Origin of the sequence: Paenibacillus campinasensis, from assembly GCF_002272015.1 — a bacterium.
Taxonomy (GTDB): Bacteria; Bacillota; Bacilli; order Paenibacillales; family Paenibacillaceae; genus Paenibacillus_AQ; species Paenibacillus_AQ campinasensis.
Map to the genome: position 1 here is coordinate 42,273 of NZ_NPBY01000029.1, position 14,846 is coordinate 57,118.

Below are 14,846 nucleotides of genomic sequence, written 5' to 3' on the forward strand. Positions count from 1 at the left end.
GACGGGTTCGGCCCCCGGCTGCGCCCCTGATGATGTCCGGCTCGCCATGGCCTGGCGGCTATGGCAGCCAAGATACATCCGCGTTCCGGGGGCGTTAGCTCCAGCGCGGCTTCGCAAGCGGGAAGGATGCAGGCGACGCGCCTTATTCCATCCGCCGGAAGCAGCCGCTTGAATCTAAATCATGCAACGGTCGCTCAGGAATGACCTCCTGAACGGCCGTTTTTTTGTTATCAGACCGCCGCCTGGCGGTTGCCGGGAGAGGCATCTGCCCATCGCTGCGGCTGAACTCCGGTTCAGCCGGTTATAACCCGTTTAATAAGGGAAATAATGCATGGAAGGGCCTGCCCTTGCGAAACAATTCATAATTCGGATGTGGAAATGAACCGGCACAGATGTTACAATAAGAATATCAAAATGATATTTTCAACATTCCCATTTCCTAAGTTGTGATGAACAGCCGGCGATGGGGAGGAGAAGTCTTCATTTTTCGCAGCTTTTATTCAAGGCAGGATTTTGCAAGGATCGGATGAGTGGCTTACCATGAGCAATCTATGGATAGAATCGGTTATGTTCGTCTGTAATTGTGTCCCGGAAGCGGCTCGGATCGAGGTTTGCAATGTCCGAAAAGCAAAAGATTTGAGGAGGACGAATCATGACAACCGAAAACAACCAAACCATCGACAACCTGTCCATTGCGACGGTTCGGACGCTGGCGATCGACGCAATCGAGAAGGCAAAATCCGGTCATCCGGGCATGCCGATGGGTTCCGCACCAATGGGCTATCAATTGTTTGCCAAAACGATGGTCCACAACCCCGACGAGCCAGCATGGATTAACCGCGACCGCTTTGTGCTGTCTGCAGGTCACGGCTCCATGCTGCTGTACAGCCTGCTTCACCTGAGCGGATACGATCTGTCGCTGGAGGATCTGAAGCAGTTCCGTCAATGGGGCAGCAAGACGCCGGGCCACCCGGAGTTCGGGCACACAGCTGGCGTTGACGCTACCACCGGCCCGCTTGGACAAGGGGTTGCGATGGCGGTTGGTATGGCTATGGCCGAAGCGCATCTGGCAGCAACATATAATAAAGATGATTTCAAAGTCATCGACCACTACACGTATGCGATCTGCGGCGACGGCGACCTGATGGAGGGCGTATCCGCCGAGGCAGCTTCCCTGGCTGGACATCTGAAGCTTGGCAAACTGATCATGCTGTACGATTCCAACGATATTTCCCTGGACGGCGAGCTTAATCTGGCGTTCTCGGAGAATGTCGCGAAGCGCTTTGAAGCTTACGGCTGGCAAGTTCTGCGCGTTGAGGACGGCAATGACCTTCCGGCTATCGAGAAGGCCATCCAGGAAGCGCAAGCTGACGCGTCCCGTCCGACATTGATCGAAGTGAAGACGGTCATCGGATACGGCAGCCCGAACAAGCAGGGTAAGGGCGGTCACGGCGGTACTCACGGTTCCCCGCTGGGAGCAGAGGAAGCGAAGCTGACCAAGGAATTCTACAAATGGGTATACGAAGAGGATTTCTATGTGCCTGAGGAAGTGCGCGAGCATTTCGGCAAAGTGAAGGATCGCGGTATCGCTGCTTACCAGGCATGGGTAGATCAATTCAAGAAATATAAAGAAGCGTATCCGGAGCTGGCAGCGCAATTCGAGCGCGGCGAATCCGGTGACCTGGCTGAGGGCTGGGACAAGGATCTTCCGAAATACAGCCCGGAGGACAGTGCAATGTCCACACGTGTTGCTTCCGGTAAGGCGCTGAATGGGCTGACGGCAGGAGTGCCTCAATTGCTGGGCGGCTCCGCAGACCTGGAAAGCTCCACCATGACCCATCTGAACGGTCTTGCGAACTTTACGGCGGATAGCTATGAAGGGCGCAACATTTACTACGGTGTGCGCGAATTCGCGATGGCTGGCGCAATGAACGGGATTGCCCTCCATGGCGGCCTGAAAATTTTCGGAGGTACATTCTTCGTCTTTACGGATTATCTGCGTCCGGCGATCCGTCTGGCTGCACTGATGAAGCTTCCGGTTACGTATGTGCTCACGCATGACAGCATCGCTGTTGGTGAAGACGGCCCTACCCATGAGCCGATCGAGCAGCTTGCTTCACTGCGCATCATCCCGCAGCTGACGGTCATTCGTCCTGCCGATGCCAATGAGACTTCCGCAGCTTGGGCGTATGCGATGGAGAACAAGGATCGTCCGGTGGCGCTTGTTCTGACTCGTCAGAACCTGCCAATTCTCGCCGGAACGGCCGAGAACGCACGCGAAGGCATCAAACGCGGTGCCTACGTTGTATCTGATGCAGCATCCGGCAAAGCCCAGGCGCAAATTATTGCGACAGGCTCCGAGGTTCAGCTTGCGGTTAAAGCGCAGGCGAAGCTTGCCGAAGAAGGCATCCAGGTTCGCGTCATCAGCATGCCAAGCTGGGATCTGTTCGATCAACAGGATCAAGCATACAAGGATTCCGTCTTGCTGCCTGATGTAAAAGCACGTCTTGCGGTTGAAATGGCACATCCATTCGGCTGGGAGCGTTACGTTGGCGAGAAGGGCGATATTCTTGGCATCAGCACCTTCGGTGCTTCCGCACCTGGCGATCGTGTCATCGCCGAGTACGGATTTACGGTTGAGAATGTGGTCAGCCGTGTAAAAGCGCTGCTGTAATGCTGTAAATTGTAGATGGCGCTATAGCCATCACAGCTTCATATGGAATGCTTCGGCACCCGCCTTAAGCGGGTGCCGTCCATATATTCGGAAGGGGTTTCGCCCCGATGTCAGGCCCCTGTTCGAACGAACAGCCGCTTAGGAGCCGCATCAGCGCAACAGGCGGAAGATAAACTGCCGTTCGCAGATGGCCCATGTGGCTGCTTATCTCAGCTAACAGACCGGTGGGGCGAAGGCTTTGCCATGCCATTGTTCATGTATACAACAACTTGAATAAGGAGAGGGTTTGTTCATGTCACAGTTCAACAATGCCACAATTGTAAAGGCCGCGAATATTTATTATGAGGGAAACGTAACCAGCCGCACGGTGCTGCTGGAGGACGGGCAGAAGGTAACGCTTGGCATTATGCTGCCGGGAAGCTATGAGTTTGGCACCGACGGTCCGGAAATTATGGAGATCCTGTCCGGCGATCTGTCCGTTCTGCTGCCTGGGGAGCAGGAGTGGAGACAGATTCAGGGCAGCGCGACATTCCACGTGCCCGGCGATTCAAGCTTTAAGCTGGAAATCCGTACAGTTACAGATTATTGCTGCTCTTATCCCAAGGCGTAAAGGGTATCCGCCTGTTCTTAGATCAACTGCATGGCAGAGGGAGCAAGATGAAGAGATGAAGACCCCAGTTCCCGGCGCGAAGGGGAATTGGGGTCTTTCTATCCAAGCTGCTATTTAACCCATCGAGGGCCTCCATTCCTGCTCACCCCGCGTGACGCTCTACGCCAGACGGCAGGAAGGCAGCAGGCCCTTACTTAATCCCCGCTGTTGATGTCAATGTCTGATATCAACGCAGGGCTTGAAATTTATCGCTATAATGAGGTTATTCCTCCGGGATATCGACGATTACACCTTTGTAGTCCGGTGAGCTTGTATCCAGTTCCACGGAGCCTTGGGCCCATTCCTTGGTACGGTCCAGCAGCGTGTAGTAGGTCTCGCCAACCGGATAACGGAATTGGAACTTGGCTACGGTCCAGTTCTTCACATCCGGCAATTCGCCGATCTCGGCTTTAACAGCAGGCAGGAAGAACGGGTTGCGATTCTCCGGAGCTTCGGCAGCATAATCGAGCTTGCCCTGCCACTTAAGCAGCTTGACTCCGCCCCGGATTTCAAAGTAACTTACAATATCATTGTCGACGATGAAGAAACGGTCGGATGCTCCTTGAGGAAAATAAAAGTCAACGCCTTGCATCTCCATCGGGGTTAGCTCCAGTTCCGGCAGCTTCAATTGTGAAGCATACGGCAGATGGACTGCCGCATTCCTTGCGGTGGACAGATCGGAGCTCAGAAGATCTGCGATCACGAGCGGGTCCGCTTTAATGATAAAAGCTGTTTTCTGAGCGTTGTTCCAAACGATATGGGACCCGAATGCTTCTGCTACAGCGCGGAGCGGAACCATCACTTTACCTTTATGGATCAGCGGAGCGGCAGATTCGTCTAACGTCTGCCCGTCCACGGTTATGGCGGTGCTTCCGACGGTCAGTTCGATCGTTCTGCCATCGCCTTGGACAACCGCCTGCTTCTTCTTATTGTCGTAGCTAATCTTGTAGTTGCCCATCGGCTTCAGATCGGTGAGCGTCACATACGTTGTTCCATTCCGGATCAGTACCTCTCCGGCGGCGGGAACACTGTTAATAATAGCTGTTGGTGCTGCGGCTGCCGGGGCAGCGGATACTGCAGGGCCTCCGGATACAGGCAACAGGAAGAGCGTTGTTAGCGCGGCTGTACTGGCCATTGTCTTGAGAAGATTTCGATGCATAGTAATTCATTCCTCCTTTACCATCATAAGACGTCTGTACATGGACAATAGTTGCAGTCCTTAATAACAAAAATGGAAATGAGATCCTTTAAGAAAACAAAACCACACTCCTCCCCGCTCTTACAATTAGGAAGCAGTGTGGAATGTGGTCTTAAGGCTCTGGTTGAACATATTGTATGAGCGCTGGTGAACGAGCAAGGAGCTGTGTATTACATTATGGCTTCTGCCCGATGGTTTGGCCGATCCAGGCCTCGTAGCATTTCACTACAGCGGACAGATCCTCGTCTCCGTAGCCCTGACTGGCACCGGCCTGGAACAGGCTTTTCGCCAGGCTCAGCATCGGGGAAGGCATGCCCATCCCGTCGGTGAGGGAGGAGGCGAGCTTCAGATCCTTCAGCATCAGCGCCAGGGAGAACTGGTTGCTGAAGTCGCCATCGATGATTTTGCGGCCTTTCAGGTCAGCTGCCTTGCTGCCTGCGGATCCGAGCTGCACCAGCTCCAGAAAGCGGTCGGCCGGTATGCCGGATTTGGCAGCGATGGAGAAGCCCTCGGCAAGCGCCAGATTGTTGATGCCGACAATGGTGTTATGCGCCAGCTTCGCTACAGCGCCGCTGCCGTTCTCGCCCATCGGGATAACTTTTTTGCCAAGGGTGTCGAAGACGTCAGAGTGAGCCTCGATAACCTGGGGATCGCCGCCAACCATGAACACGAGCGTTCCATCAATCGCTGCCGGCTTGCTGCCCGTAACCGGGGCATCCAGGAAGGAAGCGCCGAGCCCAGTGACCGCCGAGGCGATTTCTTTAACCAGGCTTGGCGAGATGGTGCTGCAGTCGATGACCGTCATCCCGCTCTTTAAGGAGGCGATCACGCCTTCTTCGCCGTAAAATACTTCGCGAATCGAATCGTCATTGCTCACCATCGTAATTACAATGTCCTGTCCAAGCGCTGCTTCACGCGGCGTAGGAGCGGTCTTCGCTCCCTGCTCGGCCAGCGGCAGGCACTTCTCGGAAGTCCGGTTATAGACGGTGAGGTCATACCCTTGTCTGAGCAGATTGGAGGCCATAGGCGCACCCATTGTACCAAGTCCGATAAAGCCGATTTTTTTCATCGATATCACCTTCGTTTGTGGATTCCAAATCTCTTCTATATTAGCACGTCATATCATGCAGAACCACAATAAATCTAAGTTATCCTATCGGAAGAGACGGTAATCCGGGGTTACGAGATGTGATGAAGAGAGCCCAGTCTCCATATGAGGGGCGCCCGTGAGTGTTACTTGCGAAGGGGGAGCGAATTCAAGTATCCTAGTTAGCAGATATCGAATTAAAGCGAAATGTAGAAATAAATAATAGGAGGATGGAACGAATGTCCAAGAAAGTAAAATTTGATTATAGCAAGGCGCTTTCCTTTGTTCACCAGCATGAGATTGATTATTTTGCCCAGCCGATTCAGACGGCGCACGAGCAGCTTCATCAAGGAACAGGCGCAGGCTCCGATTACCTCGGATGGATTAACCTGCCGACCGAATATGACAAGGAAGAGTTCGCCCGCATCCAGAAGGCGGCTGCCAAAATCCAGAGCGACTCCGATGTGCTGATTGTGATCGGGATCGGCGGCTCCTATCTCGGGGCGCGCGCGGCGATTGAGATGCTGTCGCATTCCTTCTATAACGAGCTGTCGAAGGAGAAGCGCAAGACACCGGAAATTTATTTTGCCGGAAACAACATCAGTTCTACATATGTCAGCCACCTGCTTGATCTGATTGAAGGCAAGGATTTCTCCATCAATGTCATTTCCAAATCGGGCACGACAACCGAGCCGGCAATCGCCTTCCGGATTTTCCGTGCCGCGCTGGAGAAGAAATACGGCAAGGAAGAGGCGCGCAAGCGGATCTATGCCACGACAGACCGCGAGAAGGGCGCGCTCAAGAAGCTGGCGACGGAGGAAGGCTACGAGTCCTTCATTATTCCAGACGACGTAGGCGGGCGCTATTCCGTGCTTACGGCTGTCGGCCTGCTCCCGATCGCTACGGCAGGCATTAACATCGACGAGATGATGCAGGGCGCGGCGGATGCAGCCAAGGAATACAGCAACCCGAATGTGGCCGAGAACGAAGCTTACCAATATGCAGCGGTTCGCAACGCGTTGTACCGCAAAGGCAAGGCGATCGAAATTCTGGTCAACTATGAGCCTTCCCTGCACTTTGTATCGGAGTGGTGGAAGCAGCTGTACGGTGAGAGCGAAGGTAAGGATTTCAAGGGCATCTACCCGGCTTCGGTCGATTTCTCCACCGATCTGCACTCCATGGGCCAATTCATCCAGGAAGGCAGCCGGAACATTTTTGAGACGGTCATTCAAGTGGATCAGGTGACGGAGCAGATTGCGATTGAAGCCGATCCGGATGATCTCGACGGCTTGAACTTTTTGGAAGGGAAAACGCTCGATTTCGTGAATAAGAAGGCATTTCAAGGCACGATGCTGGCGCACACGGATGGACAAGTGCCGAATTTGATTGTGACAATTCCAGATTTCACTCCCTATTCTTTCGGATATCTGGTATACTTTTTCGAAAAGGCATGCGGTATCAGCGGCTACTTGTTGGGTGTGAACCCGTTTGACCAACCGGGCGTAGAGGCTTACAAGAAAAATATGTTTGCCCTGCTCGGCAAACCAGGGTACGAGAAGGAAAAAGCTGAGCTAGAAGCAAGACTTTCCGAGTAAACCCGAACACATCATCAACAGAAGCATAACGCTGAAGGAAGCAGTTCGCCGGCATAACAGGTGCCCGGGGACTGCTTTCTTGCAAATGAATGGTTTTTGAGCACACCCGTCAGTCGGCCTGTCCTCGCTATGGAGGGCAGGCGCACATTGCGGGGGACTCGGTCGTAAAGGGGTGGTTATCGGTTCATGCTGGAACGTTATAAGACGGTGCGCGCAGCGGGCGTGAAAGAGATTGTCATTCGAAAATCGCGCTTCATCGGGCATATCATGCCGGTGGAGACCGAAGAGGACGCTGTGGCATTTATTGAAGACATCAAGAAGAAGCACTGGAACGCAACCCATAACTGTTCCGCTTTCATGATCGGGGAACGGGACGAGATCCAGAAGCAATCGGATGACGGGGAACCGAGCGGAACGGCGGGCAAGCCGATTCTCGAGGTGATCCGCAACCAGGAGCTGAAGAATGTCGCCATCGTGGTTACACGCTATTTTGGAGGCATTATGCTGGGGGCTGGCGGCCTGATTCGGGCATACACCGACGGCGCCGTGGCAGCGATCGAGGCCGGCGAACCGATCACAAGGGTGCTTCACCGCGAGATTTTTGTAGAGCTGGATTATACGTGGCTGGGCAAGGTAGAGAACGCGCTGCGGGGCCGGGGCATTCGGATGGGTGAGACTGTATTTGCTGACAAGGTAACACTCACCTGCTTGCCGCTTGACGGCGAGGCGGAGAACTTCAAGGCCTGGATGGTGGATTTAACACAGGGGCAGTCCTCGATCACGGAGGGAGAGCGGCTTTATTTTATTGAAGGGGAATAAAATAATATGGCAAGAAGAGCAGTTGAGCGAGAATTGTCGAGGGAGCGAATATTGGAAGCGGCCAGGCATTTGTTCATAACCAAGGGTTACAGGGCGATTTCGATGCGAAGCATCGGGCAGCACCTTGGTTATAGCCACGGGTCGTTGTACTATCATTTTAAAGAAAAGGCGGAGCTATTCTACGCCATCGTTATGAAGGACTTCAACGATCTGAATGATCTGCTGTTGGAAGTGTCGGCGAGGCCTCTCTGCGAAGGGATGTCGAAGCTGGAGCAGCTGATGCTGGAATTCATTCGTTTCGGCCTGGACAATCCGTACCAGTACGAGATTATGTTCATGATCCGGGACGAGGAGCTGCTGGCTTACTGCCGCGCTGAGCAGGGACGATGTTTTGATATGTTTGCCATTCTGGTCCGTCAATATTTGCTTGATGATCAATACAGTGAAGAAGAGCGGAGAACCGTTCCGCGGACGTTGTTTTTGTCGCTGCATGGATTCATATCCTACTATATTCAAGACCGAATAGGGTTTGATGAGATAAAACCCGCCGCTCTCGCCCACATCAAGGTGCTGTGCCGCAGCCTGTACAGCAAGGTCTGATCCCTCGTCGCACCTGATTTGTTGCACCCGCATACTTCAACGGATTGCAACGCTCTAGCGTTGAAATACGAAACCACCCAAACCTGTATAAAAGCCAGGCGCATGCCCCCTAGCATGCGCCTGGCTTTTTGGCATTGGTTATGAATGATAACACGGAACAAGGGCTTGTCCAGCTAGCCCCGCATAATTTTAACCATGTATTCGCGCTGTCTCGGCCCGTCGAATTCGCAGAAGTAAATGCCTTGCCAGCGTCCGAGAAGAAGCTTGCCGTTATGGATAATGACGGTTTGCGAAGGGCCGCACGTCATCGACTTCAGATGGGAAGCGGTGTTGCCCTCCATATGACGGTACTTGGGATGCTCCCAAGGGTATACTTCGTCCAGTCTCATCAGCACATCGCTTTTTACATCCGGATCGGCGTTTTCATTGATCGCAATGCCTGCCGTCGTATGCGGACAGTAGATCAGCACCGTCCCCTCAGCCACGCCGCTATCCTCGACGAAGGAGGCGATTTCCCTCGTAATATCCTTCATTTCATCACGCTTTTGTGTAGACAGATGCCCGGTATACAGCATAGGATATAACCTCCATATCTTTTTTTGTTTTCTATATTTTACCCTACATCTGCAAAAAGATGGATTGACGATCGGAATACCCTTTTGATAAAGTAGGTTTAAGAAAAACCAAGTATCCAAATAGGAAATGTGAATGATCATGGGTAAAGCAGTCGACCGGAATATCGATCCGGAGGCAGGAGGGACTTTAAATGACATCTCTGATTCGTCATAAGGGCTGGACATGGGGATTTCGAAGCACAGTTTTGCTGTATTTTCTTGCATTGATCGTGCTTCCTATATTCGGGGTATACGTACAGTCGCTGTCGGCCGGATGGGAAGCGCTGATCGAAAGCGTCGCTGATCCTATCGCATGGAAGGCGGTTCTGCTCACAGTGAAGCTGGGCCTGATCTCCACGTTCATCAACGTGCTCATCGGAACGATGATCGCCTGGGTGCTGATCAGATACAAATTTCCGGGTAGGACGTTGTTAAACAGTTTGGTAGATTTGCCCTTTGCGCTTCCGACGGCGGTTGGAGGCCTGATGATTTTGCTTCTGCTCGGTCCGGGAAGCTGGATCGGCGAAGCTGCGGAGCGTCTCGGCTTCCAGATTGTGTTTCATCAGCCGGCCATCGTCATTGCGATGATCTTTGTTACGTTTCCGTTTGTCATTCGGGCAGTCCAGCCGCTGCTGGAAGAGCTTGACCCCTTGGAGGAAGAGGCCGCCTACACGATGGGGGCATCCCGAAGAAGAACCTTCTTCAAGGTCGTTCTGCCGTCGATGCTTCCGGGCATCATCAGCGGCGGCATGCTCGCCTTCTCCAGGGCGCTGGCCGAATTCGGAGCGGTGGTGCTCGTCGCGGGCAATATTCCCGGACGAACGCTCATTGCGTCTGTTTTTATTTTCGGCGAGGTGGAAAGTGACAACCCTGTCGGAGCCGCAGCGGTATCCGTTATGCTCCTGACGCTCTCCTTTGCGATTCTGTGGGTGATCAATCTGGTGCAGCAGAGGGGGAGACGGGCATGAGGAGACTGTGGATTGGCCTGACGTATGCGGTGTTCACGATCTTGTTGATCATTCCGCTATCCCGTATAGCGGTCGGTGCGTTCGAACATGGGCTGGACGGTTTTGCGACAGCGCTGCTTCGTCCCGAGGCGCTGCACGCGCTGATGATGACGGGCCTGATTGTTATCGTTGTTACGTTTCTTAACGGGCTGTTTGGCATCATGATGGCTTTATATCTGGTCAGAGCAACCTGGCTCAGCCGCAAGCTCAAGGGCGTCCTTAACAGCATCGTGGATCTTCCGTACGCGGTATCGCCCGTCATCGGAGGCCTGATGATCGTGCTGCTCTTGGGGCCGGACAGCATTATCGGCGGTTTCTTTGAAGGCATCGGCTTCAAGGTTGTCTATGCATTTCCGGGCATGGTCATTGCTACGTTGTTTGTTACGTTTCCGCTGATGGTTCGTGAGGTGATGCCGGTGCTGCAGGAGATCGGCGAGGATCAGGAGCAGGCGGCGGCAACGCTGGGGGCTTACGGCTGGACAACATTTGCGAAGGTGACCTGGCCGTCCATCCGCTGGGCGGTCGTATACGGGATCGTGCTGACGGTCGCCCGCTCGCTTGGCGAATTCGGGGCCGTGCTGGTCGTATCCGGCAATATTATGAACCACACGCAGACAGCGACGACGCTTGTGTATCAGGATGTCGAGAATTTTAATGTCGCGGCGGCCAATGGGGTCGCCCTGGTACTTGCAGCCTTCTCCGTCGGCCTTCTGCTGGTGATGGAATGGGCCAAAAAAAGAAAGGGAGTGCACTGATATGCATGTGGAAGTTCGTGATCTTAACAAACACTTTGGTTCCTTTCACGCCGTGAAGAATGTCAGCTTCGAGATTGAAAAAGGCCACCTGATCGGCCTTCTAGGCCCGAGCGGCGGCGGCAAGACTTCCATTCTCCGCATGCTGGCGGGTCTGGAAACACCGGATTCCGGTGAAATCCGGTTTCACGGCAAGGTCGTCAATGACATTCCTCCGCAGGAGCGGGGCATCGGTTTTGTATTTCAGAGCTATGCGCTGTTCAAGCATATGACGGTGTTTGATAATATTGCTTTCGGCCTCAAGGTCAAGAAAGCGACGAAGGCCAAAATCAAGGATCGGGTAATGGAACTGGTGGAGCTGACCGGACTTTCCGGCTTTGAACACCGCTATCCGCATCAGCTGTCCGGCGGACAGCGACAGCGGGTCGCTTTTGCCCGGGCCCTCGCTCCTGAACCTCAGCTGCTGCTGCTGGATGAGCCATTTGCAGCCATCGATGCGAAGATCCGGCAGGAGCTGCGCTCCTGGCTGAGAGAGCTGATCGAGCGGGTTGGCATCACCTCGATATTCGTGACGCATGACCAGGATGAGGCGATTGAAGTCGCGGATGAAATTATGATTATTAGTCAAGGACAGGTGGAGCAGAAAGGAACCCCTTGGGACATCTACAAGGAGCCGAGAACGCCGTTCGTCGCTTCGTTTATTGGCGAATCCACCGTGGTTGACAAGGCTTCCGAACTGAAAGGATTTGAATCAGCCGCGAAGCATGACGTGCGCGCACTGATCCGCCCTGAATATATCGAGATCGGCAGCGAGACGGACTTTCCGGTGTTGTCGGCAACGGAGACGGGCATCGTCCGCCACCTGCACTTCCGGGGCAGCGAATGGCTGGTGGAAGTGGAGGTTAAAGGGAACAAGCTGATCACCTACCGCTCGCTGGAGAAGGAAACGCTGCATCCGGGGCAGGAGGTTCGGGTGCTGGTGCACCGGGCCTATCTGTTCAATGATGAGAACAGCTGGATCGAGGAGAATGGCTTAAAGGTTGACCCGATGCCGATCATGATCTGAGAAGGCGCAAGAGGGAGAGGAAGAGGGAGAGGGTGTTCATGCATAATTTAATTTGGAGGCGGGTAGCCTTGCTGTCGGCAGGCATGGCGCTGCTCTTCACGATCCTGCTGACGGGATGCGCCGATCAAGAAACTTCTTCGGCCGAAGTGGTGTCAAGGCCGGGAGAGCGAACGCTTGTCATCGGGGCATACAGCGTTGTGAAGGATGCCATGGCTGAGATCATTCCGAATTTCCAGCAACAATGGAAGGAAGAGACCGGAGAGACGATCAGCTTCCAGGAATCCTATGAAGCCTCCGGGACACAGGCGCGGGCCATCGTCGGCGGATTTGAGGCAGATGTATCGCTGCTTGCTCTGGAGGGGGATGTGGATAAACTGGTCAGATCGGGGCTGGTCCGGGAGGATTGGAATCAGCAGCCTTATGGCGGGATGATTACCCGGTCGATCGTCGTCCTTGGAACGAGGGATGGCAATCCGAAAGGCATTCAGGATTTTGAGGATTTGACCCGTTCGGATGTGAAGGTGCTGTATCCGAATCCGAAAACATCCGGAGGCGCCCAGTGGGATATTAATGCCATCTATGGCGCCGGTCTGAAACGTTCGGAGGAGAAAAACGGCGTGAAGGATCCGGCAGCGGCCAAGGCGTTCCTTGAAGCCGTCCATCGCAATGTGGAGTCGCTCGACAAGAGCGGCAGGGCCTCGATGGCCGCCTTCGAATACGGCGTCGGCGATGTGATCGTCACGTATGAGAATGAGCTGCTGGCACGCATCGCCCAGGGCGTCGCTTATGATATCGTAATTCCGGATGATACCATTCTGATTGAGAATCCGGCCGTGGTGGTGGATCGCTATGCGAGCGAGCGCGGAACGACGGATGTGGCCGAGGCGTTTATTGCGTATTTACGTTCTCCCGAGGCCCAGGACATTTTTGTGAAATACGGATTCCGGCCGGTGGAAGAGTCCGTAGCAGAACGGACGAAGGGGATGTTCACCGAGCCTCCGGGCCTGTTTGACATCGAATATCTCGGTGGTTGGGATCATGTGCGGGAAACACTGTATTCCAAGCGGGGCATCTGGTATCAGGTGCTGGCCGGCATTTAAGATGAATTGAATGACTAGCGGTAGCATGAAAGGCTTTGTCTCGTCGAAGGACGGGGCAAAGCCTTTTGTTATATAAGCCTGTAGCCTGTGTGCTGGTTCGGCAGCACGTCCCCAATCCAAGACCGAGTTGAAAGCCCTGAAAGCCCTCCCTCTCGCCGTTCAAGATAAAGGGCATGCTGGGGGAGAACTGCTGCATCTCCGCATGCCGCAACATCCTGGTGCAATACTTCGTCTAATAACGAGGAAAGAAGCGGGTTGATAAGATGACCTACACGAAGGAGGTTCGAATATGGGGAGAAGCGGATGGGCGATGCTTGGCCTAGCGGTGCTGCTGGCATTGACGGCCTGTGGCGGTCCTGGACAAGGGGAGAATGGCGGGGAGCTGCATTTGGACAAGGAGCAGAGCAAGCGTCATGATTCAGTCAATACGTCCAGGGAGGTGCCGGAGCTTACGGAAGATGAGCGGAAACGCCTGCTGTCTGCTGTGAACAGGGAGATGATCGAGGCTCAAAACCGGCTGGGGCTATCGATCCATCAGCAGTTGGTGGAGTCATCGGCGGAGCCGAATGTGATGCTGTCTCCCTACAGCATTACGGCTGCGTTGGCGCTGGCGTATAACGGCAGCGCCGGGATGACGCAGGAGGAGATGGCGGGGGTGCTGGGTTGGTCGGGCATGGACCTGGATGAGATTAATGAGAACAACCGGCACCTCAAACTTCTGCTTGAGCAGGGCGGCGGGGTGCTGCTGAATGTAGCCAACTCGGTATGGCATCATCAGGGAGTGATGCTCCAGCAGCCGTATATAAGTGCGGTCCGTGACAGCTACGGAGCCGAGGTTCGGAAAACGGACTTGACGAGTTCACAAGCGGTGGAGGAGATCAACAGCTGGGTCGAGGAGAAAACCCGTGGCAAGATCAGCGAGATCCTTGATGAGCCTCCGAATGCAGCTGCGATGCTGATCAATGCGGTCTATTTCAACGGCAATTGGAAGCAGGCATTTGACCCGTCCTTGACGGTCAAGGATTCGTTCAAGCTGCCGGATGGCAAGCTGTCTGAGGTTCAGATGATGCAGCAGGAGGAGCGCTTTGCCTACAAGGAAAGCGAGGATTGGCAGGCTGTTCGGCTTCCGTACGGAGACGGGCGAATGGAGATGCTCATTCTGCTGCCGTCAGAACAATCCTCGCTTGATATTATGCATACCGCGCTGTGGGAGAACGAGCTGGAATGGAGGGAGGGCTTTGCCATGGAGAAGGTGGATCTGGCCTTGCCCAAGTTCAAGCTGGAGGCTTCAGCCGAGCTGTCAGCTGCGCTGGAGCAGCTCGGCATGAGGGCAGCTTTTCAAGACCAGGCGGCGGATTTCAGCCGGATGGCGGATAACGGGGCTGACTTTTTTATTGGCCGGGTTCAACACAAGGTGTACATTGACGTCCATGAGGCGGGCACGGAAGCAGCGGCGGTGACGGGTATCGAGATGCAGACAAGCGCAGCGCCGCCGTCCGAGCCGGTTATCACGCATGTCGATCGCCCGTTTTTCTTCGCCATCGAAGATCGGGATACAGGCGCATGGTTATTTATGGGGTCTGTCAATCAACCTTAGCATATACTATATCAGACAGCAGTTGGTGGTGAATTGCTGGCAGATGGAATGATTCCTGAAATACAGCCAAAAATAGGAAACTTTGTTA

The 14,846-nt window shown here is 54.1% G+C and carries 13 protein-coding genes; 10 read left to right on the top strand and 3 right to left on the bottom strand.

Going from position 1 to position 14,846, the window contains the following annotated elements:
- Window positions 1-652 precede the first annotated feature (652 nt).
- Entirely contained in the window at window positions 653-2,674 is a 2,022-nt protein-coding gene (gene tkt, locus CHH67_RS09135) for a transketolase (protein WP_095264860.1), read from the top strand.
- A 292-nt stretch (window positions 2,675-2,966) separates the two neighbouring features.
- Complete coding sequence (gene ppnP / locus CHH67_RS09140; RefSeq protein ID WP_095264861.1) at window positions 2,967-3,284, top strand: pyrimidine/purine nucleoside phosphorylase; 318 nt, start codon at window positions 2,967-2,969, stop codon at window positions 3,282-3,284.
- 262 nt (window positions 3,285-3,546) lie between these two features.
- Here the strand turns inward: ppnP and CHH67_RS09145 are convergent, their stop codons facing one another.
- On the bottom strand, window positions 3,547-4,458 hold the full coding sequence (locus CHH67_RS09145) for a copper amine oxidase N-terminal domain-containing protein (protein WP_095264906.1): 912 nt from the start codon (window positions 4,456-4,458) through the stop codon (window positions 3,547-3,549).
- A gap of 238 nt (window positions 4,459-4,696) precedes the next feature.
- A complete protein-coding gene (locus tag CHH67_RS09150; RefSeq protein ID WP_095264862.1) occupies window positions 4,697-5,590 on the bottom strand; it encodes an NAD(P)-dependent oxidoreductase in 894 nt (297 codons plus the stop codon).
- Between the two features lie 257 nt (window positions 5,591-5,847).
- On the opposite strand from CHH67_RS09150, the gene CHH67_RS09155 reads away from it, so the two are divergent.
- The 3 genes from CHH67_RS09155 (at window position 5,848) to CHH67_RS09165 (ending at window position 8,622) form a co-directional block, all read left to right on the top strand.
- The gene (locus CHH67_RS09155) at window positions 5,848-7,203 is read left to right on the top strand and encodes a glucose-6-phosphate isomerase (RefSeq protein WP_095264863.1); all 1,356 of its coding nucleotides are present in this window, start codon (window positions 5,848-5,850) and stop codon (window positions 7,201-7,203) included.
- Between the two features lie 186 nt (window positions 7,204-7,389).
- Window positions 7,390-8,022, top strand: coding sequence for a YigZ family protein (locus CHH67_RS09160; RefSeq protein WP_095264864.1), 633 nt, complete (start codon window positions 7,390-7,392; stop codon window positions 8,020-8,022).
- 6 nt (window positions 8,023-8,028) lie between these two features.
- A complete protein-coding gene (locus CHH67_RS09165; RefSeq protein ID WP_095264865.1) occupies window positions 8,029-8,622 on the top strand; it encodes a TetR/AcrR family transcriptional regulator in 594 nt (197 codons plus the stop codon).
- 173 nt (window positions 8,623-8,795) lie between these two features.
- Here the strand turns inward: CHH67_RS09165 and CHH67_RS09170 are convergent, their stop codons facing one another.
- The gene (locus CHH67_RS09170) at window positions 8,796-9,197 is read right to left on the bottom strand and encodes a secondary thiamine-phosphate synthase enzyme YjbQ (protein WP_095264866.1); all 402 of its coding nucleotides are present in this window, start codon (window positions 9,195-9,197) and stop codon (window positions 8,796-8,798) included.
- 191 nt (window positions 9,198-9,388) lie between these two features.
- On the opposite strand from CHH67_RS09170, the gene cysT reads away from it, so the two are divergent.
- The 5 genes from cysT (at window position 9,389) to CHH67_RS09195 (ending at window position 14,758) form a co-directional block, all read left to right on the top strand.
- Window positions 9,389-10,204, top strand: a complete 816-nt coding sequence (cysT, locus tag CHH67_RS09175) for a sulfate ABC transporter permease subunit CysT (protein WP_095264867.1) — start codon at window positions 9,389-9,391, stop codon at window positions 10,202-10,204.
- Window positions 10,201-10,998 carry a sulfate ABC transporter permease subunit gene (locus CHH67_RS09180; protein ID WP_095264868.1) on the top strand — a complete coding sequence of 266 codons (798 nt, stop codon included), beginning with the start codon at window positions 10,201-10,203 and terminating at the stop codon, window positions 10,996-10,998. The genes cysT and CHH67_RS09180 overlap by 4 nt, the downstream gene beginning before the upstream one ends.
- 1 nt (window position 10,999) lies before the next feature.
- A complete protein-coding gene (locus tag CHH67_RS09185) occupies window positions 11,000-12,061 on the top strand; it encodes a sulfate/molybdate ABC transporter ATP-binding protein (RefSeq protein WP_095264869.1) in 1,062 nt (353 codons plus the stop codon).
- Between the two features lie 38 nt (window positions 12,062-12,099).
- The gene (locus tag CHH67_RS09190) at window positions 12,100-13,161 is read left to right on the top strand and encodes a sulfate ABC transporter substrate-binding protein (RefSeq protein WP_095264870.1); all 1,062 of its coding nucleotides are present in this window, start codon (window positions 12,100-12,102) and stop codon (window positions 13,159-13,161) included.
- Window positions 13,162-13,450: 289 nt separating this feature from the next.
- Window positions 13,451-14,758 carry a serpin family protein gene (locus CHH67_RS09195; RefSeq protein ID WP_244908136.1) on the top strand — a complete coding sequence of 436 codons (1,308 nt, stop codon included), beginning with the start codon at window positions 13,451-13,453 and terminating at the stop codon, window positions 14,756-14,758.
- Window positions 14,759-14,846 lie beyond the last annotated feature (88 nt).